Annotated in this window: 26 protein-coding genes; 9 read left to right on the forward strand and 17 right to left on the reverse strand. The window is 66.9% G+C overall.

The window, feature by feature from the left end; all coding sequences use genetic code 11:
- Positions 1 to 80: 80 nt before the first annotated feature.
- From GV832_RS03720 to GV832_RS03730, 3 genes are read right to left on the reverse strand one after another with little or no spacing between them, the layout of a single operon-like run.
- A complete protein-coding gene (locus tag GV832_RS03720) occupies positions 81 to 1190 on the reverse strand; it encodes a CaiB/BaiF CoA transferase family protein (protein WP_168773492.1) in 1110 nt (369 codons plus the stop codon).
- Positions 1187 to 1825, reverse strand: a complete 639-nt coding sequence (locus tag GV832_RS03725) for a thioredoxin domain-containing protein (protein ID WP_168773493.1) — start codon at positions 1823 to 1825, stop codon at positions 1187 to 1189. Before GV832_RS03725 ends, GV832_RS03720 begins: the two co-directional genes overlap by 4 nt.
- A complete protein-coding gene (locus tag GV832_RS03730) occupies positions 1822 to 2349 on the reverse strand; it encodes a DUF721 domain-containing protein (protein ID WP_227754211.1) in 528 nt (175 codons plus the stop codon). Before GV832_RS03730 ends, GV832_RS03725 begins: the two co-directional genes overlap by 4 nt.
- Positions 2350 to 2445: 96 nt before the next feature.
- Here GV832_RS03730 and GV832_RS03735 point away from each other — a divergent pair, with 96 nt between their 5' ends.
- Both GV832_RS03735 and GV832_RS03740 read left to right on the forward strand, forming a co-directional pair.
- A complete protein-coding gene (locus GV832_RS03735) occupies positions 2446 to 3441 on the forward strand; it encodes an A/G-specific adenine glycosylase (RefSeq protein ID WP_168773494.1) in 996 nt (331 codons plus the stop codon).
- Between the two features lie 48 nt (positions 3442 to 3489).
- Entirely contained in the window at positions 3490 to 4638 is a 1149-nt protein-coding gene (locus GV832_RS03740; protein ID WP_168773495.1) for an alkane 1-monooxygenase, read from the forward strand.
- Between the two features lie 172 nt (positions 4639 to 4810).
- On the opposite strand, the gene GV832_RS03745 is transcribed toward GV832_RS03740, so the two are convergent.
- The 3 genes from GV832_RS03745 to GV832_RS03755 all read right to left on the reverse strand — a co-directional run bounded on the left by GV832_RS03745 (position 4811) and on the right by GV832_RS03755 (position 6980).
- Complete coding sequence (locus tag GV832_RS03745) at positions 4811 to 5935, reverse strand: site-specific DNA-methyltransferase (RefSeq protein WP_168773496.1); 1125 nt, start codon at positions 5933 to 5935, stop codon at positions 4811 to 4813.
- An 87-nt stretch (positions 5936 to 6022) separates the two neighbouring features.
- On the reverse strand, positions 6023 to 6643 hold the full coding sequence (gene rnhB / locus GV832_RS03750; protein WP_168773497.1) for a ribonuclease HII: 621 nt from the start codon (positions 6641 to 6643) through the stop codon (positions 6023 to 6025).
- Between the two features lie 31 nt (positions 6644 to 6674).
- Positions 6675 to 6980: a hypothetical protein gene (locus tag GV832_RS03755; protein WP_168773498.1), complete on the reverse strand. Its 306-nt coding sequence runs from the start codon at positions 6978 to 6980 to the stop codon at positions 6675 to 6677.
- Positions 6981 to 7154: 174 nt separating this feature from the next.
- Here GV832_RS03755 and GV832_RS03760 point away from each other — a divergent pair, with 174 nt between their 5' ends.
- Both GV832_RS03760 and GV832_RS03765 read left to right on the forward strand, forming a co-directional pair.
- Positions 7155 to 7436, forward strand: coding sequence for a hypothetical protein (locus GV832_RS03760; protein ID WP_168773499.1), 282 nt, complete (start codon positions 7155 to 7157; stop codon positions 7434 to 7436).
- Entirely contained in the window at positions 7408 to 8109 is a 702-nt protein-coding gene (locus GV832_RS03765) for a winged helix-turn-helix domain-containing protein (RefSeq protein ID WP_168773500.1), read from the forward strand. The genes GV832_RS03760 and GV832_RS03765 overlap by 29 nt, the downstream gene beginning before the upstream one ends.
- Positions 8110 to 8112: 3 nt before the next feature.
- Here GV832_RS03765 and GV832_RS03770 read toward each other — a convergent pair whose 3' ends face one another.
- The 4 genes from GV832_RS03770 to GV832_RS03785 form a co-directional block, all read right to left on the reverse strand.
- Positions 8113 to 8457, reverse strand: a complete 345-nt coding sequence (locus GV832_RS03770) for a hypothetical protein (RefSeq protein WP_168773501.1) — start codon at positions 8455 to 8457, stop codon at positions 8113 to 8115.
- 73 nt (positions 8458 to 8530) lie between these two features.
- Entirely contained in the window at positions 8531 to 9280 is a 750-nt protein-coding gene (locus GV832_RS03775; RefSeq protein WP_168773502.1) for an NYN domain-containing protein, read from the reverse strand.
- 11 nt (positions 9281 to 9291) lie between these two features.
- Entirely contained in the window at positions 9292 to 9762 is a 471-nt protein-coding gene (locus GV832_RS03780; protein WP_168773503.1) for an aminoacyl-tRNA deacylase, read from the reverse strand.
- Between the two features lie 143 nt (positions 9763 to 9905).
- Positions 9906 to 11042, reverse strand: a complete 1137-nt coding sequence (locus GV832_RS03785; protein WP_168773504.1) for an S-(hydroxymethyl)glutathione dehydrogenase/class III alcohol dehydrogenase — start codon at positions 11040 to 11042, stop codon at positions 9906 to 9908.
- Between the two features lie 175 nt (positions 11043 to 11217).
- Between GV832_RS03785 and GV832_RS03790 the strand changes: the two genes are divergently transcribed.
- Complete coding sequence (locus GV832_RS03790) at positions 11218 to 11481, forward strand: I78 family peptidase inhibitor (RefSeq protein WP_168773505.1); 264 nt, start codon at positions 11218 to 11220, stop codon at positions 11479 to 11481.
- Positions 11482 to 11545: 64 nt separating this feature from the next.
- On the opposite strand, the gene GV832_RS03795 is transcribed toward GV832_RS03790, so the two are convergent.
- Positions 11546 to 11980 carry a c-type cytochrome gene (locus tag GV832_RS03795; RefSeq protein ID WP_168773506.1) on the reverse strand — a complete coding sequence of 145 codons (435 nt, stop codon included), beginning with the start codon at positions 11978 to 11980 and terminating at the stop codon, positions 11546 to 11548.
- A gap of 175 nt (positions 11981 to 12155) precedes the next feature.
- On the opposite strand from GV832_RS03795, the gene GV832_RS03800 reads away from it, so the two are divergent.
- Entirely contained in the window at positions 12156 to 13790 is a 1635-nt protein-coding gene (locus GV832_RS03800; protein WP_168773507.1) for a Y-family DNA polymerase, read from the forward strand.
- A gap of 134 nt (positions 13791 to 13924) precedes the next feature.
- On the opposite strand, the gene GV832_RS03805 is transcribed toward GV832_RS03800, so the two are convergent.
- From GV832_RS03805 to GV832_RS03815, 3 genes are read right to left on the reverse strand one after another with little or no spacing between them, the layout of a single operon-like run.
- Entirely contained in the window at positions 13925 to 15127 is a 1203-nt protein-coding gene (locus tag GV832_RS03805; protein WP_168773508.1) for a glycerate kinase type-2 family protein, read from the reverse strand.
- 34 nt (positions 15128 to 15161) lie between these two features.
- Complete coding sequence (locus tag GV832_RS03810; RefSeq protein ID WP_168773509.1) at positions 15162 to 15464, reverse strand: Dabb family protein; 303 nt, start codon at positions 15462 to 15464, stop codon at positions 15162 to 15164.
- On the reverse strand, positions 15461 to 16909 hold the full coding sequence (locus tag GV832_RS03815) for a GMC oxidoreductase (protein ID WP_168773510.1): 1449 nt from the start codon (positions 16907 to 16909) through the stop codon (positions 15461 to 15463). Before GV832_RS03815 ends, GV832_RS03810 begins: the two co-directional genes overlap by 4 nt.
- A gap of 101 nt (positions 16910 to 17010) precedes the next feature.
- Here GV832_RS03815 and GV832_RS03820 point away from each other — a divergent pair, with 101 nt between their 5' ends.
- Together GV832_RS03820 and GV832_RS03825 are read left to right on the forward strand one after the other, a co-directional pair.
- Entirely contained in the window at positions 17011 to 18438 is a 1428-nt protein-coding gene (locus GV832_RS03820) for a DHA2 family efflux MFS transporter permease subunit (RefSeq protein WP_227754212.1), read from the forward strand.
- A 45-nt stretch (positions 18439 to 18483) separates the two neighbouring features.
- Positions 18484 to 19257, forward strand: coding sequence for a hypothetical protein (locus tag GV832_RS03825; RefSeq protein WP_168773511.1), 774 nt, complete (start codon positions 18484 to 18486; stop codon positions 19255 to 19257).
- Between the two features lie 76 nt (positions 19258 to 19333).
- On the opposite strand, the gene GV832_RS03830 is transcribed toward GV832_RS03825, so the two are convergent.
- Both GV832_RS03830 and GV832_RS03835 read right to left on the reverse strand, forming a co-directional pair.
- Positions 19334 to 20104, reverse strand: coding sequence for a 3'(2'),5'-bisphosphate nucleotidase CysQ (locus GV832_RS03830; protein WP_168773512.1), 771 nt, complete (start codon positions 20102 to 20104; stop codon positions 19334 to 19336).
- Entirely contained in the window at positions 20091 to 21428 is a 1338-nt protein-coding gene (locus GV832_RS03835) for a TldD/PmbA family protein (RefSeq protein ID WP_168773513.1), read from the reverse strand. Before GV832_RS03835 ends, GV832_RS03830 begins: the two co-directional genes overlap by 14 nt.
- Positions 21429 to 21530: 102 nt before the next feature.
- Between GV832_RS03835 and GV832_RS03840 the strand changes: the two genes are divergently transcribed.
- Complete coding sequence (locus GV832_RS03840) at positions 21531 to 22646, forward strand: aminotransferase class V-fold PLP-dependent enzyme (RefSeq protein ID WP_168773514.1); 1116 nt, start codon at positions 21531 to 21533, stop codon at positions 22644 to 22646.
- On the opposite strand, the gene GV832_RS03845 is transcribed toward GV832_RS03840, so the two are convergent.
- Positions 22643 to 23386: an IclR family transcriptional regulator domain-containing protein gene (locus GV832_RS03845; RefSeq protein WP_168773515.1), complete on the reverse strand. Its 744-nt coding sequence runs from the start codon at positions 23384 to 23386 to the stop codon at positions 22643 to 22645. The two genes, GV832_RS03840 and GV832_RS03845, sit on opposite strands and share 4 nt — an antisense overlap.
- Between the last annotated feature and the right edge of the window lie 67 nt (positions 23387 to 23453).

Consider the following 23453-nt stretch of genomic DNA (forward strand, 5'->3'; position numbering starts at 1 on the left):
GCTTGGGGGCAAGACCTCCGCGCCCGGGAAGGGATTTGCGTCCGCTCGCCGGACACGCCAAAGCCCCCCGCAAATCCGCCTCAGTCGTCGCGGCCGAGCCTTGGCGCCGGGCGGTCCAGCGCCAGGTCGGCGCCCGAGAAGGTGATGGGCGTCCGCACTCCCGGCACGCCATCCGGCGCAATCTGCATCCCGCGCGCCACGACCTGCGGGTCGGCGAAGACCTCCTTCAGGTCGTTGATCGGCCCGGCGGGGACGCCTCTCGCCTCGCAAGCCGCCAGGAGGTCGGCCTTGGTCATCGCCTTGGTCGCCTCGGTCAGGCGGCGGGTCATCTCGGCGCGGTTCTGCACCCGCAGCGCATTGGTCAGGAAATCGGGGTGTTCGGCCATCTCGGCCAGCCCCAGGATGCCGCAGAGCTTGGCGAATTGCCCGTCATTCCCGGTCGCCAGGATGATCCAGCCGTCCTTGCAGTCGAAGACCGCATAGGGCGCCAGGTTCGGATGCGCATTGCCCATCTTCTGCGGCGCCACCCCGGTGGCCAGGTAATTCATCGCCTGGTTCGCCATGATCGAGGTCGCCACATCCATCAGCGCCATGTCGATATGCTGACCCTTGCCCGTCGTCGCCCTCTGCACCAGGGCCGCGAGGATCGCGGTGGCCGCATAGACGCCGGTAAAGACATCCGTCACCGCGACGCCGACCTTTTGCGGCTGGCCCTCGGGCTCTCCGGTCACCGACATCAGGCCCGCCATGCCCTGGATGATGAAGTCATAGCCCGCCCGATGCGCATAGGGCCCGGTCTGACCAAAGCCGGTGATCGAGCAGTAGATCAGCCGCGGGTTCACCTTGGCCAGGCTGTCATAGTCCAGCCCGTATTTCGCCAGGCCCCCGACCTTGAAATTCTCGATCACCACATCCGCATCGGCGACCAAAGCGCGGACCTGGGCCTGCCCCTCCGGCGTGCGGAAGTCGCAGGTGACCGACTTCTTCCCCCGGTTGGTCGCATGGAAATAGGCGGCCGAAGTCTCGCCGTCATGGGTGATGAAGGGAGGCCCCCAGCGGCGGGTGTCATCGCCCTCGGGCGCCTCGACCTTGATGACCTCGGCGCCCAGGTCCGAGAGCGTCTGGCCGGCCCAGGGGCCCGCCAGGATCCGCGCCAGCTCGACGACCTTCAACCCATGCAGCGGAGTCACTTCGCGAGTTCCGCCTCGATGATCGCCTTCAGGGCCTCGTAGTCCATGCCCTCGAAGATGTCCTTGTTGACCACGCCGTTCAAGAGGAACGAGGGCGTGCCCTCGAAGCTGTCGTTCGGGAAGGCGGTCGCGATCGACTCCTGGTAATGCGCGACCATGGCTTCGGCCATGGCCTGATCCTGCAGGCATTTGTCGATATCGGCCTCGGTCATGCCAGCGGCCACGCCGAATTTCTTCATCTCGGCCACGGCGGCTTGCAGATCGCCCGCCCCGGCCCAGTCACGCTGTTTTTCCAACAGCATGTCGGTGATGCCGAAATACTTCATCTCGCCGCCGCAACGCGCCATCATCGCGCCCAGAAGCCCCAGCTGGTCGAAATAGACCTCGTGGTAGACCAGCCGCAGCTTGCCGGTGTCGATATAGTCGGCCTTGAGCTTGGCGTAGAAGGCATTGTGGAAATTCGCGCAATGCGGGCAGGTGAAGGACAGGAACTCGTCGATCACCACCTTGGCGTCGGCGGAACCGATGCTCATGTCGGTGATGACCGGGGCCGCCGGGGTCTCGCCCTCGGCCAAGGCGGGGAGAGCGATCGTGGCGGCGCCTGCGGCGAGCAGGTTGCGGCGGGTGAGGATCATGTCGGTCCTTTCTGCGGATTGCGGCGAGTTAAGATGTTCCGGCCCAGAAGTTCAAGCGCGGACCTGAGGCCCTCGTCATGAACCGGGGCGGCGAGGTCTTGCGCCTTTTCGACCACGACGGGATCGGGGGCGCGTTTGGGGGCCTGGAAGGGGGTCTGGCCCTCGGCAAAGCCAGAGGCCGCCGTCTGGGTCAGGATGATGCGGGAAATCGCGGCATAGCCATAGGCGGCGTTCACCCGCTCGATCAGCTTGGGGATCAGCATCTGCACCATGGGCGCATGGGCGGTCTGAACCAGAAGCGTCAGCGTGCCGCCCAGGCCCTCGCGGCCATAGCCGACCTTGACCGGCCGGGTCATCGGCGCGGCATCGCCCGCAATCTCGTCCCAGGCGGTCAGAAGGCGCGCCACGGCAAAGCCCCGCGTCTCGCCCGCCGCGCGGATGCGGCTGGTCAGCAATTGCCCAGCCGCTTCGAACCCGCGCATCCGGCGGGAGATCTTGGGTGGGGAATCGGGTTTAGGGGCCATCTGGTCCTGCGCAAGTGTTGACCTATTGTAAACGGCAGGGCAGGCGAGGGGCCAGAGGAATGCGGCTTGGGGGGCTGAAACTTGCGTGATGGGGTTGTGAGCGCGGAAAGCCTGCTGGCCTGGTACGACGCCCATGGCCGCGACCTGCCCTGGCGGGTGAAGGGCGCTTTGGCGGACCCTTACCGGGTCTGGCTATCCGAAGTCATGCTGCAACAGACGACCGTGGCGGCGGTGAAGGCCTATTTCGCGCGGTTCACGACGCTTTGGCCGACGGTCCAGGCCCTGGCCGGTGCCGAAGATGGCGATGTGATGCGCGAATGGGCGGGGCTTGGGTATTATGCGCGCGCCCGGAACCTTTTGGCCTGCGCCCGGGCGGTGGTGGCGCGGGGCGGTTTCCCCTCGGACCTCGAGGGGCTCCGGTCCCTGCCCGGCATCGGGCCCTATACGGCGGCGGCTGTGGCCTCGATCGCCTTCGGGAGGCCCGAGGTCGTGGTGGATGGCAATGTCGAACGCGTCATGGCGCGGGTCTTTGCGATTGAGACTCCCCTGCCCCAGGCCAAGCCCGAGCTGGTCGCAGCGGCGGCCCGGCTGACGCCCCCGGAGCGTCCCGGAGACTACGCCCAGGCCGTGATGGACCTGGGCGCCACGGTCTGCACCCCCAGGTCTCCGGCCTGCACGATCTGCCCCTGGGTCCAAGGCTGCCAGGGCCGAGAGATCGCAGCGACCCTGCCGCGCAAGCTGGCCAAGCCGCCCAAACCCACGCGGGAGGGGGTGGTCTGGGTTCTGTGGAACGGCGACGCGGTTCTGCTAGAACGTCGGCCGGACAAGGGCCTTCTGGGCGGCACCCTGGGCTTTCCGGGCGCGGGCTGGGACGGGTCGGACCCGGGGCCTCCGGCCGAGGCGGATTGGCAGGAGGCCGGGACGGTGACGCATACTTTCACCCATTTCCACCTGAACCTGCGGGTCCTGGTGGCGCGGGATGCCGCCCCGACGCGCGGAGAATTCCACGGGTCCAACGCATTTTCGCCGCAAGACCTGCCTACGCTGATGCGCAAGGCCCATGCCCTGGCCCTGCGGCAAAGCGGCGCTTGATGCCGCGGGGCTGGGGCGTAATCTGGCGGCAAACAGAAGGTTGCACCCATGTCGATCATCCCTGCGGAACAGATGGCCAGCTTCAAACAGGCGGCGCCCTTCTGGCTGTCGCTCGGCACCCTTCCCATTGCGCTGTTTGGCATGGCGCATGGCGGTTGGGCGGTTCTCGTGATGCCGCTTTACACCTGGGGGCTCTACAGCTTCCTCGACATGGTCCTGGGCGAGAACCCGGACAATGCCGACCTTGAGACCCCGGAGGAGGATCTGACCTTCTACCGCCTCATCACCCTGGTCTGGTTCCCGGTGCAGTTCCTGATCCTTCTGGTCATGCTCTGGTATGTCCCCCAAGCCGATCACCTGAACTGGGCCGAGAAGCTGGCGCTCTTCTTCGGCCAGGGCATCATGTCGGGCACCATCGGCATCGTCTATGCCCATGAGCTGATGCATCAATCCGACCGGCTGGAGCGCTGGTTGGCCGATCTCCTCCTCTCCACGGTGCTGTATTCGCATTTCCGCAGCGAGCACCTGCGGGTCCATCACCTTTACGTCGGCACCCCGCGCGACACCGTGACCGCGCGCTATGGCGAGGGCTTCCACGCCTTCTTCGCCCGGGTCCTGCGCGAAAGCCCGGTCTCGGCCTGGCGCGCCGAAGCCTCGATGCTGCGGCGCAAGGGCAAGGGGCCCTTCACCCGCGAGAACCCTTTCCTGATCTATGCCGCCCTGCAAGGCGCCATGCTGCTTTTGGCGCTGTGGGTCGGCGGCTGGGCGGGGCTTGGGCTGTTCATCTTCCAGGCCCTGGTGGCGATCTGGCAGCTGGAGATCACCAATTACATCGAACACTACGGCCTGACCCGCCGCCACCTGGGCGATGGGAAATACGAACATGTCCTGCCGCAGCATTCCTGGAACGCCAGCCACAGGGCGTCCAACTGGCTCTTGATCAACCTGCAACGCCATTCCGACCACCATTACAAGCCCGACCGCCGCTTTCCCCTGTTGCAGAACTACGGCGCCGAGGCCGCGCCTCAGCTGCCCTATGGCTATCCGGTCATGGGGGTCCTGGCGCTTTATCCGCGCAAGTGGCGCTCGGTGATGAACCGCCGCGTGCGGGAATGGCGCAAGCAGTTCTACCCGGATATCACCGATTGGACGGAGTATAATGAGGGGCGGACTCCGCTTCCCAAGGGCGCTCCGTGAGGAAAGCGGGGCCTCCGGCGGGGATATTTGGGCAAGTATGAAAGCCGAAAAGCCCCGCCTTGAGGACAAGGCGGGGGAGTTGGCCGCACGGGCGGACCGCGCAGCAGGCATGTGGTAGGGTGGGTGAAACCCACCGCCGGGGGTAGGGTGCGCTTCAGCGCACCGCCCGGGGTCAATGCGCGGGGCGCTCGTCGGCCTCGATCTCGGCGCGGATTTGCTGGCGCAGGATGTCGATCGGGATCAGCCGCCCGTCGCGCTTGAAGTGCCAATAGGTCCAGCCGTTGCAGGAGGGCGCGCCTTCCAGATGCGCGCCGACCTGGTGGATCGAGCCCTTCACGTCATTGCCCACGATGGTCCCATCGGGGCGGACGCGGGCGACATGGCGCGAGCCGAGCGAGTAGAGCTCTTCCCCCGCCCGCAACATGCCGCGTTCGACGACATTGCCAAAGGGGACGCGCGGCTCGGCGCGCTTCGATCCGGTGACCTCCAAGGCCGAGGCATCCAGCCGGCGGGTGCGGTCGATGCGGTCTTGGGCGACCTTGCGATAGGCCTCCTCGCGCTCGATACCGATGAAGTCGCGGCCCAGCATCTTGGCCACGGCCCCGGTCGTGCCGGTGCCGAAGAAGGGGTCCAGCACCACGTCGCCGGGGTTGGTGGTCGCGAGGATGATGCGGTGAAGCAGGGCCTCGGGCTTTTGCGTCGGATGGGCCTTGTCGCCGTTTTCATCCTTCAACCGCTCATGACCGGTGCAAAGCGGGATCATCCAGTCCGAGCGCATCTGAACGCCGTCGTTCATCGCCTTCAAGGCTTCGTAGTTGAAGGTGTATTTGCTGTTCTCTTCCTTGCCCGCCCAGATCAGGGTTTCGTGGGCATTGGTGAGCCTTTTGCCCCGGAAGTTCGGCATCGGGTTCGACTTGCGCCAGACCACGTCGTTCAGGATCCAGAAGCCCTGGTTCTGCAGCTCTGCCCCCAGGCGGAAGACGTTGTGATAGGAGCCGATCACCCAGATCGCGCCATTGGGCTTCAGGATGCGGCGGGCGGCGGCCAGCCAGTCGCGGGTGAAGGCGTCATAGACGGCGAAAGAGCTGAACTGGTCCCAATGGTCATCGACCGCATCGACGCGGGAGTTGTCGGGACGGTGCAGATCGCCCTTCAGCTGAAGGTTGTAGGGCGGGTCGGCAAAGATCAGGTCGACCGAAGCCGCAGGCAGGCTGCGCATCACCTCGATGCAGTCGCCCGGGACAATCGTATTCAGCGGCAGGGCTTGCGCCTCTGCTTGTTTCGTCTTCACAGCCATCTCGCCCTCAATTCGTGACCGGTTTTTCCCGGATCTTGTGAGGTGGATTCTGAGTCAAAGGCGAATCATCGTCAAATGTTATTTAAATCAAGCACTTGCAGAATGTTCTTGATACAAGATATTGTGGACGGGCTTGAACGAACGCCTATGAAACGGGGTGACCCCCAAATCTAGAAGCGCCCTTTTGTGCGCCGGGCTGGGGTAACCTGCGTTCTTCTCCCAGCCATAGCCTGGGTATTGTTGCGCCAAATCCACCATGATCCGATCACGCTCCACCTTGGCCACGATCGAGGCGGCGGCGATCGACAATGACCGCGCATCGCCCTTCACCAGCGCCTGGCCGGTCAGACCCTTGGGGATGAACTTGCCATCGACCAGGACGTGATCGGCGCCCAGGGCATCGACCGCCCGACGCATGGCCATAAGCGCGGCCTGCAGGATGTTCAGGGCGTCGATCTCCTCGACGCTGGCATGGGCGATGGCGACCTGGGCCGAGGCATGGATCGCGGCCGCTATCCCCGGGAGGGCGGCTTTCGAGATCGTCTTGCTGTCGCGCAGCCCCTTGGGAATGCGGTCAGGGTCCAGGATCACCGCCGCCGCCGTCACCGGCCCGGCGAGGGGGCCGCGCCCGACCTCGTCGACGCCGGCGATGCGCAGGAAGCCGCGCGCGCGAGCTTCGGTCTCGAAGGAGAAATCGGGAAGGTCCATGGCCCGAGGTAACGGGCCGGGGCCCAGGGGGTCAAGAGCCCGAGGTCAGGGACACCGCCAGGGGTGCCGTCAGGGCGGAGGTCATGGGCTCATCCAGGGGGGTCGCCAGCGGCAAAGTCTCGATGCAGTCGATGACACAGTTGGCGGTGACCATGGGGCCCGGCGCGGTCTGAACCGGGGCGGGGCCTTCGGGCTGGCCCATCCACAAAAGCCCCGCGACCAGGGCCAGGGCGGTCATGTCCAGTGCGGCCTGGGCAAAGCCCGCCGCATGGTCCAACAGGTCTTCGGCCCAATCGCGCAGGGCCGAGCCGGTGTCTTGCAAGGGCAACTCCGTCATCACAACTCCACCATTCAACAGGCCGATTCCCCGGACCACGCCCCCTTTGCGGATCGGACCCTGTTCGGGCGACGATTGGGGGGCGGGATTGTGGCAGGATGTGGGCAAAACCCTTTGCTATTGTATAACAGCCCGGCGATGCGCAAGGTTCCGCCCAAGAAGCGGAGAACGCACATGAGCAGAATCATTCTTTTCGCGCTGGTCCTCTTGGCCAGTCCCGTGCAGGCGGAATGCTATGCCGATTACAAGGCAAAACAGGACGATCCCCTGAAGCTGGCTTACGGCGTCAGCCAGATCAGCGACGCCGCCTGTGGCAACACGGGCGCGGCAGAGGCCGAACTGGTCGGGCGGCTCCAGGCCGCTGGCTGGACTTTGCTGCAAATCCTCTCCACTTTCGGGCCCGAGGGCCTGTCCGAAAGGCAATCGAGTGCCGGTGAATTCTTCCTCCGTTTCTGACAGCCTGAAGGCCGGACAGCGCGTCGTGGCGATTGGCATCGGCGCGGTCGTGGCCATCGTCCTGGCGGCGGCGCTCTTCGTCTACCTGGGCCTGCCCGATGCCGATGCCTTCAACCGGTCGATCGAGCGGCTCTTCGTCGAAAGCGACCTGCGCGACAATGCCGAGATCAAGCTGTTGGAGATCCTCGCCCAATCCGGCACGATCTTTGCCGAGGTGCAGCGGACCTACCTGGTCGTCATCTTCATCCTCATGGCCTTCTCAGCCGGGCTTCTGGTCGCCGTCGTGGTCTTCCTGGCCTCCATCGTGACGCTGAACCGGCGGATTTCGCTGATCCAGAAGTCGGGGATCCAGGTGGCGCGGATGGTGGTCAACCGCGAGACAAGGGCCGTGACGATCAACGACCACGAATTCCAGCTGACCGATGCGGCGCTGGAGACCCTGGCCGTGCTGGCCGAAGCGCGGCTGGACGACGAGGTCCTGACCGGGGCGCAGATCGAGGCGGTGATCTCGGGCCGGGCCGAGCATGATTGCGAAGAGGCGGCGGGGGCGACGCGGATCAAGCGGCTGCGCGATGCGCTTGGCAACCAGCTCGTGGCCGAGCTTCTGGTCAAGACCGTGGCGCGGCGCGGCTATGCTTTGTCGGTGGGCAAGGACGTCATCAAGATGGTCTGACCCTCAGCCCGCCCGCAGGAAGAAATCGTCCTCGGCCTCCCAAAAGCCCAGAAGGTCGCGGGCCTTCTGCCCCTTGGCGTGATGCCCCGCCATCAGGTGCAGGTCCACCGCCAAAAGCGCCGCGATGCGCCAGGCGTCCACCGCCTGGGCCCGCGCCTCGGCATTTGAGAAGGTGCTCTCCAGCCCGGAGGCGGCCGAAGAGAGGATCAGGACGAGCTCCAGCACCGGCAGATCGGGATAGGCCTTGACCATGGTCGCAGCAAGTTGGCGGGCGTCGCCGCGCCCCGTGATCAGATAACCGAGCGCGAATTCACATAACTCTTCAAAATCGGGACAGCCGGGTGCCATGGCTTCTTTTCGCATGCCCCGAGATCAGGGTCACGGATTATTTACCACCATTCAATAGCCTTGCCTTCAGACCTTAGGACCGGTCGCGCAAAAAAAGATGGCCGGGGGTGCGGGCATCGACCTCGAAGCGCGGCAAGCGGCGGACCAGGTCCGAAAGCTTGGGCGCGCCAAAGCTGCGCGGGTCGAAGTCGGGGTAAAGCCGGTTCAGGAAGTTGCCGATCACGCCCAGCGAATACCAGTCGCCCTCGGGGTCGATCTTCTGCATCGCATCGAGGATCAGCGGCAGCGCCTCCAGCGCCGGACGCTTTTCAGGGCGCGGCTCACGGGGTTCTTGCCTCTCTTGCGCGCGCGGCTCGTCCTTGGGTTCTGCGCCCGGGGCGGCATTGCCGACGAAATTCTCGATCAGAAGGAAGCGGTTGCAGACCTTGCGGAGGCTGTCGGGCGTCTTGGCCTCGCCCACGCCGATGACCTGGAGCCCGTCTTCCCGGATCCGGCTGGCGAGCCGGGTGAAGTCGCTGTCCGAACTCACCAGCACAAAGCCATCCACCTTGCCCGCATGCAGGATGTCCATGGCGTCGATGACGAGGCCGATATCCGAGGCGTTCTTGCCCTTGGTATTGGCCGATTGCTGATGCATCACCAGCCCCAGGTCGCGGGCCTTTTCCTTCCACTGGCCCAGGGCCTGGCTGGACCAGTCGCCATAGACCCGCCGCACCGTGGGCTCGCCAAAGGCCGCGAGCTCTTCCAGGATTGCGCCGATATGTCGCGCCGGGATGTTGTCGGCGTCGATCAGCAGGGCAAGGCGCGGGGTGCGGTCGGCCATTGGTCTCTCCTTCAGGCGATGAGGGGCAGGGCCCCCGCGCCACATGCGCCGAGGGCGTCGCCCGGCGCGATGCCCAGCAAAAGCCCCCTCTGTCCTGCATTGATCCACACCCGGGGGGCTTGGCAAGCCGAAACCTCGAAAGCCGTCGGAACCGCCCGCTTTTGTCCAAAAGGAGAGATGCCGCCGACCTTGTAGCCGGTCATCTTCTCGGCCTTTGGCACCGCCATCATCTCCGCCGCCTTGCCCCCGAAGGCCGAGGCGACCTTCTTCATGGAAAGCTGCCGGTCGCTTGGGATCACGCAGCAGCAGGGCTTGCCATCCACCTCGACCATCAGGGTCTTCAGCATGACCCCGGGAGAGATCCCCAGCGCAGCGGCGGCCTGGAGCCCCACGGCTTCGGCCTTGGGGTCATAGTCATAGGGGTGGAGCGTGAAGCCCACGCCCTTTCCCGTCAAGAACACCAGCCCAGGGGTCGAAGCCATCCCCTCCCCTTTCACATTTGCCCAAATATCCACGGGGATTTTCAAGGGTTTGCCACTTGGTTCGCCACTGGTTCAAGAAACAAGTGGCATGGTGCTCCCCTTGAAGCGGGGGGTCCGGGGGGCGGCAGCCCCCCGGCCTCCGGTCAGAACACCACGACCGCCCGGATGCTCTTCCCGGCATGCATGAGGTCGAAGCCCTCGTTGATGCGCTCCAGGGGCAGGATATGGGTGATCATCGGATCGATCTCGATCTTGCCGTCCATGTACCAGTCGACGATCTTCGGCACATCGGTCCGGCCGCGCGCGCCGCCGAAGGCCGTGCCTTTCCAGACCCGGCCGGTGACCAGCTGGAAGGGCCGCGTCTCGATCACGGCGCCCGCCGGAGCGACCCCGATGATGATCGACTGACCCCAGCCGCGGTGGGTGCATTCCAGCGCGTCCCGCATGACCTTGACGTTGCCCGTGCAGTCGAAGGAGTAATCCGCCCCGCCGATCTTGTCGAAAGGCGTCTTGGTCAGGTCCACGATGGCCTGAACCACCGAAGTCCCCTCGGCCAGCTTCTTGGGGTTCACGAAATGGGTCATGCCGAACTTGCGGCCCCATTCTTCCTTCTCGTCGTTCAGGTCGACACCGATGATCATGTCGGCGCCCGCGAGCCGCAGGCCCTGGATCACGTTCAGCCCGATCCCGCCCAGGCCAAAGACCACGGCCTTGGCCCCGGCCTCGACATTCGCCGTGTTCAGCACGGCGCCCACGCCGGTGGTCACGCCGCAGCCGATATAGCAGATCTTGTCGAAGGGCGCGTCCTCACGCACCTTGGCCAGCGCGATCTCGGGCAGGACGGTGTGCTGGGCAAAGGTCGAGCAGCCCATGTAGTGATAGATCGGCGTGCCATCCAGCATCGAGAACCGCGTCGTCCCATCGGGCATCAGCCCCTGGCCTTGGGTGGCCCGGATCGCGGTGCAGAGGTTGGTCTTGCGGCTGAGGCAAGAGGGGCACTCGCGGCATTCGGGGGTGTAAAGCGGAATGACGTGATCGCCGGGCTTCAGGGTCTTGACCCCGGGACCGCATTTCACCACGACGCCCGCGCCCTCATGGCCGAGGATCGAGGGGAAAATCCCCTCCGGATCCGCGCCCGAGAGGGTGAATTCGTCGGTATGGCAGATGCCGGTGGCCTTGATCTCGATCAGGACCTCGCCTTCCTTGGGGTCATCGAGATTGACCTCCATGACCTGCAAGGGTTGACCGGCGGCGACGGCGACGGCGGCACGGGTGCGCATGAATGGATCTCCCAATTGGTTTGGGCCCAAATTCCCGCAGAAGCCCCGGAAAAGCAACGCCGTTCCCGCCACTTTGCCGGGGATTTCCCGACATCGCCGGCCAGGCGCCCGGGCCCGGCTTGCGCTACCCTGAAATTTCGCAGAAAATTCGGCACCCTTCGGAGATGAGGTCACGATGCGCCGCTTGATCCTGGCCTTGCCCCTGCTCGCTTCCTGCGCTCCCGCGCCGAGCACTTGGGTGCTTTATCCCCCCACGGGCAAAGATTGCGGCGCGGCCAGCCTGCAATCCCTGCTGGGCCAGCCCCTCTCGGCCCTTGGCCCGCAAGAGAACCTGCGGGTCATCCGCCCCGGAGATGCCGTGACCGAAGATTTCTCGGAAAGCCGCCTGAATGTCAGCCTTGACTCAGGTGACCGCATCATTGCCCTGACCTGCGGATAAAAAGAGGCCCCGGGTCAAGCCCGGGGCACCTTGTCACTGGTAAAGAACGGCTGCGAGATTCGGCTCAGGAGGCCTTGTAGGCGGTGTGGCAGGCTTTGCAGGCGCCGCCGATGCCGCCCATGCCCGCACCGATCGACTCGGCGCTGGTCACGTCCAGGGCGCCCGCCGCGGTGTTCAGGTCGCCCGCCTTGGCCACGAAGTCGTCCCAAGCGGTCCAGACTTCCGGCTTGGCCTTGCCGGCCGGGTCGGTGGCGTTGTTCTTGAAGGCGGCTTCGATGCCGGCCGAACCGTCGACCAGGGCCTTCTTGGCAGCTTCGGCCGCAGCGGCGTCATAGGCCACCTTGCCACCCGCCATGTCGCCCAGCGCCTTCATCGCACCGCCAAAGGTGCCCATCAGCTCCTGGCGCGCCTTGACGTCCGGGTCATTGGCGCCTTCGGCAAAGGCGATACCACCGGCCAGAACGGCGCCCAGCACCATGAGTTTGGTTGCGAATTTCATTGTTTGCTCCCTGCAGGAATGATGGTTCGACTATAAGTCAGGCCCTGTGACAGTTGATACGGACTTTAGTCTGAAAGCCGGGCCCTCACGCGTTTGTCATTGGAAAAATCCACGCCGCGCCACAGAGACAGGCGGCGGGGCTTGGAAAATTTGGAACGAAATGAGAACATGTGGCATGTCCCATCGCCGAATCCTCTCGCTCTGGTTCCCCCGCCTCGCCGCCGAACGCTGCCTCCGCCAGCGGCGCGAGACCTTGCCCATGCCCTTCGCCGTGGTGGCCGATCAGAACGGCGCCCAGGTCCTGGTCTCGCTTTGCCCCCTGGCCGAGGCGGCGGGCCTGCGGCAGGGTCAGCCCCTGCGCGATGCAACGGCCATGTGCCCGGGGCTTTCGACCCAGGCGGCAGACCCCCTGGCCGAGGCCGATTTCCTGACTCATCTGCGGCGTTGGGCGGGCAAGTTCTCGCCTTGGGTCGCCGAAGAGGCGCCCGATGCCCTGGTCATTGACCTGACCGGCTGCGCGCATCTCTTTGGCGGAGAGGCGGCGCTTCTGGCCCAGGCCGAGCAGGATTGCGCCGACCTGGGGCTCACGGTGCGGGCGGCGGTGGCCGATACGCGAGGCGCGGCCTGGGCGCTCGCGCGGTTTGCCGGGAGCGACCCACGCCCGCACAGGAACGGCGACGCCATCGCGCAAGAGGCCCGGGCGACGCGGTCGCGCGCGGCCAGGCGCCGGGCCGAGGGTGAGGCGCTCTCGCTGGCCCAGGGCGTGATCGCGGCGCCCGGCCAGATGCGCGGCGCCTTGGCCGACCTGCCCCTGCCCGCGCTGCGGCTTTCGCCCCAGGTGGTCGAATCGCTGCACCGCCTGGGGCTGCGCCGGGTGCGCGACGTGATCGACCTGCCGCGCGCCGCCTTTGCCCGCCGCTTCGGCGCCGACAGCCTGCGCCGCCTGGACCAGGCGCTCGGGCTGGAGATCGAGCCCGTGGCCCCCGCCCGCGCGCCCCTGCATTTCGCGACAAGGCTGACCTTCCCCGACCCGATCGGCCTGACCGAGGACATCACGGAAGGATTGGACCGCATCCTGCCGCCGCTTTGCGAGAAGCTGCGCGGCCAGGCCAGGGGCGCCCGTCGCCTGCGGCTGGAGGCCTGGCGCGCGGATGGCCGCGTCGAGCGTCTGGACATCGGCCTCGCCCGCCCCACCGACGAGGCCCAGGCCATCCGCCCGCTGATCCTCTTGAAGCTGGACAAGATCGACCCCGGCTTCGGCATCGACTGCCTGCGGCTGGAGGCCCTGGAGACCGAGCCCCTGCATGCCGTCCAGCACCGCGGCCAGGTCGCCGCAACCGAGGCGGCGGGGCAAAGGAACGACCCCTCCCATGCCCTGGCCGACCTGGTGGGACGGCTGGGCGCCCGACTGGGGACCGAGGCGGTGACACGGCTCCACCCCTCCGAAAGCCATATCCCGGAAAAGGCGGCCCAGACCCTGGCCGCGGCCTGGTCCGAGCCCCATCCCGCGCCCTGGCCCAAATCCCGCGCCCCCCGCCCGCTCCTGTTGTGGAGCCCCGAGCCCGTGCAGGCCCCCGATGACCCCACGCCCCCCGCCCGCTTCCGCTGGCGCCGCCGCGATCTGACGACCCGCGTCGCAGCAGGCCCCGAGCGCATCGCGCCGGAATGGTGGTTCGACGACACCCACTGGCGCAACGGCCCGCGCGACTATTGGCGGGTCGAGGTCGAGGGCGGCGAAAGGCTCTGGCTCTATTACGCCCATGGTGCCGACATCCCCGGCGGCTGGTTCTGCCAGGGCGGCTTTTGCTGACAGGTAGCACGGGGGGCGCTGCCCCCCCGCCTTCGGCTCCCCCCGGGATATTTGGTCAGTGTGAAAGGGAAAGAGCGCCTCTCCTTTCATACTTGCCCAAATATCCCCGCCGGAGGCTCCTGCCCCTGCCGCCTTCACCCCGGGATCAGAATGGCGCGGAAGTCGTTCACATTGGTCAGGGTGGGCCCCGTGATCACCTGGTCGCCAAGCGCCGCGAAGAAACTGTGGGCGTCGTTGCGGTCCAGGAAGGCTTGCGGGTCCAGGCCCAGCGCGCGGGCGCGGGTCAGGGTGTCGGGGGTGACGATGGCGCCCGCCACCTCGGCCGCGCCATCCACACCGTCGGTGTCGCAGGCCAGGGCGTGGATCGGCAGGCTCTCCATCGCCAAGGCGAGGGCGAATTCGGCATTGGGGCCGCCGATGCCGTCTCCACGCTTGGTCACGGTCAGCTCCCCGCCCGAGAGGAGGAGGAGCGGCCCCTTTTCCCGCGCCAGGCGGGCCATCTGGCGGGCGACCTCGCGGGCCTCGCCCTCCAGCGCATCACCGAGGATACGGGTGGGGATTCCTTCGGCCTCGGCCAGGGTCTTGGCGGCGGCCAGCGATTGCGAGGGGGCGGCGTAGATGCGGTTCGTCACCCGGGCCAGGCGCGGGTCTCCCGGGGGGACCACACCCGACCGCTGGAGGGCCACAGGCACCGGGATGCCCCAACGCGTCAGGATCGCCGCCGCCTCCCGGGCTGTCGAGGCATCGCCCACCGTCGGCCCCGAGCCGATCAGCGCCATGTCATCGCCCGGCACGTCCGAGATCATCAGGGCCAGCATCGGCGCCTTGCAGGCGGCGGCGAGCTGGCCGCCCTTCACCCGGCTCAGGTGCTTGCGGACCAGGTTCATCTGCCCGATCGGCGCGCCCGAGGCGAGGAGGGCCGCATTCACCGCCTGTTTCTCGGCCAGGGTCATTCCGGGCGCCGGGGCGCACAAAAGCGCCGAGGCCCCGCCCGAGATCAAGGCCAGGACGAAGTCCTGATGTGTCAGGCTGGCGACAAGCTCCAGCATCCGCGCCGTGGCGGCCACCCCGGCGGCATCGGGCACCGGATGGGCGGCTTGGACGATCTCGATCCCCCGGCATGGCCGCTGATAGCCATAGCGCGTGATGACCAGGCCCTCGCAGGGGCCCCAGGCCGCCTCCACCGCCTCGGCCATCCTTGCGCTGGCCTTGCCCGCGCCGATCACGACCACCCGGCCCTTGGGCCTTGGCGGGAGATGGGCGGCGAGGCTCGCCATCGGGTCGGCGACCTCGACCGCCCGGGCGAAAAGGGCGCGGAGAAGGGATTCTGGCTGCATCGCCTCTGGGTTCCCGAATGAGCGCTTTTATATTTCAGAACGACAGGTCGAAAACCAGGATGCCCTCGATCCCGCCCTCGGCATGGGCCACCAATTGCCCGCCGAAAGCCTTGTGCTCGGGGTCATTGGCATAGGTCGCCAGGGCCTCCCAATCGGCAAAGTCGATGGTGAAGCCATGCATATAGCCGCGCTCGATCTTTTCCGGGCTTTCAGACCGCCCGGCGGCAAAGGTCACGCCAAGCCGGGCACACAGCGGGGTCAGGGCGGTGAGGATGCTGCCGATCTTGTCTTCGGAAACCTCCTTGCGGAAGCGGATCAGGACGATGTGGCGGATCACGATTGGGCTCCGATATGGGCGGCAGCGCGCAGGGCCAGCGCCGCGATGGTCAAGGAGGGGTTCACGGCGGCAGAGGTCGGCAGGACCGAGGCATCGACGATGTAGAGGTTCTCCAGGTCATGCGCCTTCAGGTCGGGCGTCACGACCGAGGTCCGGGGGTCGAGCCCCATCCGCGCCGTGCCCATCTGGTGCGAAGGCAGCTTCTTCTCATAGGTCTTCGAAAGCACCAGGGGCCAGCCCGCCTTGCGCAGCACGGATTTCAAACGATCGGTCAGGATCTGGTGCGCCTTGAAGTTGCTGCGCTTCCATTGCAGCACGATCCGCCCGTTTTGCCAGAGCACCCGGCTGTCGGGCATGGGCAGGTCTTCCGACATGGTCATCATATGCATGGAATGATCGGCATAATGCCCGGCGAACCAGCGCGGCAACCCCGCCTCTGCTGCCATGATCGGCCCGGTGATCCGGCCCAGCATCTGCACATTCCCCAAAGGCGCGCCTCCCGGCCCGCCCGTCAGGTACCAATCGTTGAAGCCGATGGTCTTCTCATAGACGGAGGTATTCCGCCGGAAGGGCGAATAGGCGATCACGGCCGAGATATTGTGGTTCATGAAGTTCCGACCCACCTGGTCGGAGGAGTTCGCAAGCCCGCTCTCCAAGAGCAGCACCGTCGACTGCACCGCCCCGGCGCAGAGGCAGACCACCGGAGCCCGCAGCACCTCCGCCCCAAGCTGCACCCCCGTCACCCTTCCCTTCTCGGCCAGAAGCCGCGTCACCCGCGCCCCCGTCCGCAGGGTCACATTCGGCGACAAAAGCGCCTTGTTCAGCACCCCCTCCGCATCCTTCTTCGCCCCCGTCGTATCGGGAAAGGCGTCCCAGGTCGTCGGCGCCCGCTTCAGCCATTTGTCGATATCCACCGCCAGGGGCACAGGACCCACGTTCAGCCCCTGGGCCCGCAACCGCCGGGCCAGGTCGGCCACCGAGGGCTCATCAGGAACCGGCGGGAAGGGATAGGGTTCGGAATGGGGCGGCTCGGTCATATCGTGATACAGTGCGCCGCGCACCTCGTAGAGCTTCTCGGCCTTGCAATACCAGGGCTCCAGCTCTTCATAACCATAGGGCCAGCCCGGGGTCGTGCCCTCCAGGTGCTTCAGGGGCCGAAAGTCCTCGGCCCGGTAACGCAAGACCACGGCGCCGTAGAACTTCGTGTTCCCCCCGGCCATGTAGTAATTGCCGGGGTGGAAGCTGCGGCCCTCGGGGTCATACCAATGCTCGTCCGACTTGAAATGGCTGCGGCCGAAGATCGCCTCGGCGTCCCGCGCCTCGGGGCTGTCGGGCAGGCGTTCCCCGCGTTCCAGCACCAGCACCTTCTTGCCCGAGCCCGCCAGCCCCGCCGCGAGGCTCGCCCCGCCCATGCCAGAGCCTATGATGATCACATCCGCGTCCATGGTCCCCCCCCCGTTTCCCACCACGCTAGCGCAAGCCAATCCCCCTGTCTGCGCCCTATCCGCCCCGGCACCAAACCCGAACCGCCCCCTTGGCCTTGGCGATGGCTTGGGCCAAGGTGGCGGGCATGACGATTGCCCTTCCCCCAGCCGCCATGAAGCGGGTCGTGCCGCTGATCGTGGCCGTGGCCCTGCTCATGGAGAATATCGACAGCTCGGTCCTCTCGACCTCGCTGCCCGCCATGGCCTTGGATCTTGCGACCGATCCGATCCATCTGAAACTGGTCCTGACCTCTTACCTGCTGGCGCTGGCGGTCTTCATCCCGGCCTCGGGCTGGGCGGCGGACCGCTTCGGGTCGCGGCATGTCTTTCGCGCGGCCATCCTGGTCTTCACCCTGGGCTCCATCGCCTGCGGCCTGTCCCAGACCCTGTGGCAACTGGTCTTCGCCCGCACCCTGCAGGGCATCGGAGGCTCGATGATGGTGCCCGTGGGCCGCCTGATCGTCCTGCGGTCGGTGCCCAAGGCGGGGCTGGTCAGCGCCATGGCCTGGCTGACCGTGCCCGCGCTGATGGGGCCGGTGATCGGGCCGCTCCTGGGCGGCTGGATCACCACCTATTGGAACTGGCGATGGATCTTCTGGATCAACATTCCGCTTTCCGTGGTGGGCCTCATCCTCGCCACGCTCCTGATCCCCGACATCCGCGAAGAGGCCACGAGCCGCTTCGACTGGAAGGGCTTCCTCATGGCCGGCCCGGGTCTGGCCTTCTTCCTGACCGGAGCCACCTTGGCCGGCCTGAACCTGGCGCCAGGGGTCCTGGTGGCCTCCCTCCTGGTCGGAGGCCTTGCCCTGCTCATCGCCTTTGTCGCCCATGCCCGCCGCGCGTCCGAGCCCTTGATCGACCTGCGGTTGCTCCGCCTGCCGACCTTCCGCATCTCGGTCACCGCGGGCACGCTCTTTCGGGTCGGAGTCGGCGCCCTGCCCTTCCTTCTGCCACTGATGTTCCAGCTGGGCTTCGGCCTGTCCGCCTTCGCAAGCGGCGCCCTGACCTTCGTCTCCGGCTTCGGCGCCATGGCGATGAAGTTCGCCGCCCAACCGCTGCTCAGGCGCTTTGGCTTCCGGGGCGTCCTCATCGGCAACGCCCTGGTCTCCGCCGCCCTCGGCCTTGCGCCCGCGCTCTTCACCCCCCTGACCCCCGCCCTGGTCATCCTGATGCTGCTTCTGATGGGCGGCCTGTCGCGCAGCCTGCAATTCACCGCGCTCAATGCCATCGCCTATGCCGATGTGCCGAAAGAGCAGCTCTCCTCCGCCACCTCCTTCACGGCGGTCCTGCAACAACTGAGCGGGTCTTTGGGCATCACCCTCGCCGCCATGGGGCTGGAGGCCGCTGGCTGGTGGCGCGGGGTCGAGGCCACCGACCTTGGCAACTTCCCCTTCGTCTTCGTCCTTCTGAGCGCGCTTGGCCTGACCTCCGCCGCGCTTTTCCTGACACTGGACCGCCGCGCCGGAGAGGCCTTGGTCGACCGGAATTGACATTGCAGGCCGGGGGCGGTCATCTCGCGGAAAAAGGAGATTTCCGTGGAAATCAACGTCACCTTCGACCGCCCCGAAGAGGGCCCGCGCTCTGGCCCCGTGACGGTCGGCTGGTTCCTGACCTCGGACAAGGGGGCGGTGCTTTATGACCCGCCGGAGCGGTTGATCTTCCGCCAGACCAACAAGGCGCATTCCAAGTCGGCCAGCCGTTGCCCGGCGGTGATCCAGATGGAGAGCCGGTATTTCGTGGTGAAATGCCCCTTCGATCTGCACATCGGCTTTGGCCGCGACGACAAGGGCAAGCCGCACCTGGTCAACCGCCTGGGCGCGGCCTCCCCGGTGCGCGGCAACAAGCTGAACGAGCTTCTGACCCTGGTGTCAGAGGCCGAGTGGCGCTATCCTGACCGCCCCACGGTGCAGATGTCGCTGCCCTACTGCTTCATCGCCGACGAGCTGGTCTATATCTCTCAAATCGGCACCTTTGCGCATTACCGGCCCAATCCGCTCCCGGGGACGATCTTCGGCGGCCGCTTCCCGCTGAACGCCTGGCCGAGGCCGCTGATGTGGGCCTTCGAATGGCACGAGCCCGAGAAGGACATCATCCTGCGTCGAGGCGAGCCCTTGTTCTATTGCCAGTTCGAGGCCGAGGGGCCGGACAGGCCCGTCCAAGTGGTCGAGGCCGAACGCACCCCGGAGCTGGCGAAATACATGGAGCAGATCGGCGGCGTGGTGAACTATGTCAACCAGACCTTCGGGCTCTTCAAGGCGGCAGAGGCCCTGCGACCCGCGAAGCTCCTGACGCCCAAGGTTCGGGAGTGAAGGGTTCGGGGGTTACGGTGCGCTGAAGCGCACCCTACTCGTGTGGCGTAGGGTGCGCTTCAGCGCACCGCTCCGCTCACGCCCTCCGCCGCGCCATCCAATCGCCATGCAGCCCCGGCGGCGCCACCAGAAGCCCCTCCGCCTGCGGATGCGCCGCGTTATAGACCAAGGGCCGCCCGGACGGATCGCTGACCACCACCCCCACCCGCTCCGCGATCAGGGCCCCCGCCGCGGTATCCCATTCCCAGGCCGGCCGCATCGAGATCAGCCCGTCGAAAGCCCCCTCCGCCACCAGGCAGAACCTCCAGGCCAAGGAGGCGCGGAAGTTGCGCTTGCAGGGCGGCACGCCGCCCGGCCAGAACTCCGGCTCCAGCGCGGTGCGGTTGGTCAGGACCTGCGGCAACGGCGGCGTGGCCCTGGGCGCAATCCCCTTGCCGTTCCTCGTCGCAGGCCCGCCCGCATGGGCCGCATAGGTCACACCGGTCGCGGGCAGATGCACCACGGCGGCAACGGGGCGACCCTCGGTCACCACGGCCAGCGAGATCGAAAAGCTCTCCGCCCCCTCGATGAAGGACCGCGTCCCATCGATCGGATCCAGCACGAAGACCGTGGCACAGTCCAGCCGCGCCGGGCTGTCGGTGCTTTCCTCCGACAGCCAGCCATAGCCCGGCCGCGCCGCCCGCAGGACCCGCTCCAGATGCGCGTTCACGGCCAGGTCGGCCTCGGTCACCGGGCCCTGGGCATCGGGCTTCTCCCAGACCTTGGGAGACTGCCGCCAGAAGCCCAGGGCGATCCGCCCCGCAGCCTCTGCCGCGCCCAGGATCAAGGCGAGGTCATTCTCCGGCAAGCATCAACCCCTGCACCAGAAGCGAGGGCACGCGGGTGCCGTGGTGGTCCTTGGCGTCATTGGCGGCGATGAGGCCTCCCAGCATCTCGATCAGGTTGCCCGCGATGGTGCATTCGTTGACCGGGCGGATGATCTGGCCGTTTTCCACCCAGAACCCACTGGCGCCGCGCGAATAATCCCCCGTCGTCGGGTTGATCGTCGAACCGATGAGCGAGGTCACCAGAAGCCCCGTCCCCATCTGCGCAAGCAAGTCCTCGCGGGTATATCCCCCCGGCGTCAGGTCGATATTCGTGGTCGAGGGCGAAGGCGGCGCCCCCGTCCCGCGCGAGGCATTCCCGGTCGATGCCATCCCCAGCTTGCGCCCCGTCGCCAGGTCCAGCGTCCAGCCGGCCAAGACGCCGTCATCCACGATCACCCGCCGCTTCGTCGCCAGCCCCTCCCCGTCGAAGGGCCGCGAGCCGGGGATGCGCTTGCGCAAAGGGTCCTCGATCACCGACATACCCTTGGGCAGGACCTGGGCGCCAAGCTTGTCGCGCAGCCAGGAGGTCCCCCGCACGATCATCGACCCATTCACCGCCTGGATCAGGTGGCCCACCAGCGACGAGGCCACCCTTTCGTCAAACACCACCGGATAGGCCCCGGTCGGCGGCTTCGAGGCCCCCAGCCGCGCCAGCGCCCGCTCCGCCGCCCTTGCGCCGATCTCTTCGGCCCCTGGCATGTCGGCGGCAAAGATCCGCCCCTCGGCGGCCCAATCGCGCTCCATCCCGGTGCCTTCACCGACAAAGGCCACGGCGGACAGCGAGTGAGAGGTCCGGCCATAGCCGCCGGAAAACCCGTTCGACATGGCCAGATGGATCGCCCGGCGGGAATAGCCGCCCGAGGCCTCGACCTGCACCACGCCGGGCCGCATCGCGGCAGCCTCCACCGCCCGCGCCCCCGCCTCCAGGGCGGCGGCAGAGGGTTCCTCGGCGGGGTCCGACAGCTCCAGGGCGGCGGCGTCCCAGTCCCGCGCCAATTGGTCGGGGTCAGCGAGGCCCGCCGTCGGGTCCTCGGGCGCCTCGCGTGCCATGGCCACCGCCCGCTCCGCCAGCCGCGCCAGGGTCGAGGCCGAGACATCCGAAGCCGAGACGCAGGCCTGCCGATGCCCGATCAGCACGCGCAGGCCAACCTCGACGCCCTCGGCCCGCTCGGCCTGCTCCAGCGCGCCCTTGCGGATGTCGATGCTTTGGCTTTGGCCATGGACCGCGATGGCATCGGCGGATTGGGCCCCGGCCTTCTTGGCCTCGGCCAGAAGACGGGCGGTCAGGTCGTTCAGATCATGCATGGGGATTCCCCTTTCACGTCCAGATATGGGCGAAAGCACCCCGGACCTCAAGGCTTGCGCCTGCCCGAGAAGCCCCCTACCCCTAGGCGGCGGAGGTGCCCCATGACCGGCGAGAGCTATTTCCTGTATCACTCCATCGGCCAATACCCGGCCAAGGCGCGCGACCTGGCGGCTGCGATGGCCGATTTCGCGGTCTGTTGGGGGACGGCGGATGACAGCCAATGGGGCCATGTGCTGCCGCTGCGGCAAAGGTTCATCGACCGGTGGAGCGCGATCATCAACGCGCCGCAGGGGGCTCTGACGACGTTCGAAAGCGTGACCCAGGCCTTTCATGCGCTGCTGATCTCGCTTCCCCCGGGCCATCTGCGGGGGAAAAAGCTTTTGGTGGCGGCGGATTGCTTTCCGTCGAACCATTTCCTCTTGCAGGGCATGGGTCAGAAATACGGCTTCGAGTTGAAGACCGTGGCGCTGCGCCAGGGGGCTGCGGCGGTCGAGGAGGAGGATTTCCTCGACGCCTGGACGCCGGATGTGGGGCTGGCGCTTCTGACCTGGGTGTCGTCCACGAGTTCGGCGCGGATCGACCTGCCCCGGATGGTGGCCCATGGGCGGCGGATGGGGTCGCTGGTGGGGGTGGATATCACCCAGGCGGCGGGGCTTTTGCGCTTTGACGTCATGGCGCCGGAGGTGGATTTTGCGGTCTCGACCTCCCTGAAATGGATGTGCGGGACGCCGGGGGCGGGGGTGCTTTACCTCTCACCGCGCCTGATCCCGCATTGCCAGCCCGAGCTGCGGGGATGGTTCAGCCAGGACAATCCCTTCAACTGGGATATCAGCCGGTTTTCCTATGCGGGCGATATCCGGCGCTTTGACAATGGCACGCCGGGGGTCATCGCTGCGGTGGCTTCGCTGCCCGCGCTCGATTGGCATGCGGCCCAGGACAAGGCGGCCATCTTGGCCCATAACCGCAAGCTGACGGCGCGGCTGATCGACCTGGCCGATGAATTGAGCCTTTCGCTGGTCACCCCGCGAGATGAGGCGCGGCGGGGCGGTTCGGTCATGGTGAAACTGCCCGAGACGCAGAACGCCCAAGCCCTGGTCGCTTCGCTGCGCGCCCAGGGCATCACGACCGACGCCAGGGGTCAGACCCTGCGGCTCTCGCCCGGGGTCATGACGACGGACGCAGGCGTGGACCGCCTTGCCGCCGCGCTGAAGCGCTAGCGGAGCACGCGGCGCAACGCCTCTTGCACCCGCAACAGAGCGGTCACCAGCGCCGCATCCGGCGCTCCCACCGCCGCCATCCCGGTGTTCAGCGCCGCCACGACCCGGCGCTGTTCGTTCAGAAGCGGCACGGCCAGCGACCTCAGCCCAAGCTCGACCTCCTGCTCGACCCAGGCAAAGCCCTGCACGCGGGCGCGGGCGACCTCCGCCATGACCTCCCCCGGATCGGTCCGCGAGAACGAGGTCCGGGGGGAGAGGTCGCTTGCCTCCACCACGGCCCGCGCCTGGGCCTCGGGCAGCGCGGCCAGCAGCACCCGCCCCATCGAGGTGCAATGCGCCGGCAGCCGCGACCCCGGCAGAAGGCCGATCGACATGACCCGCCTTTGCGCCGCACGGGCGATATAGACGATCTCGGTCCCGTCCAGGATGCCGACCGAGCAGCTTTGGCCGATCTGATCCGACAGCTGATCCAGCCAGGGCTGCACCACCTGCGCCAGGGGCAAGGCGGCCAAAGCCCCGATCCCCAGCCGCAGCACCCTTGGCGTCAGGGTAAAGAACTTGCCGTCGTAATCGGCGTAACCCTGGTCATGCAGCGTCAAAAGACAGCGCCGCGCCGTGGCGCGGTCCAGCCCCGTCGCCTCGGCCACGTCGGAAATCGTCCGGCGCGGGTGGTCGCCAAAGCTCTCCAGCACGCGCAGGCCCTTGGCCAAGGAGGCGATGAGGTCGGTCTTGTTCACCATGCGCACAAGAATGCACGATAAGTGAACAAAGATCAACAGGCGCACAAAATGACTTGAGCGAGGGCCC

The organism is Stagnihabitans tardus, from assembly GCF_009925085.1.
In the GTDB taxonomy this organism is placed as follows: domain Bacteria; phylum Pseudomonadota; class Alphaproteobacteria; order Rhodobacterales; family Rhodobacteraceae; genus Stagnihabitans; species Stagnihabitans tardus.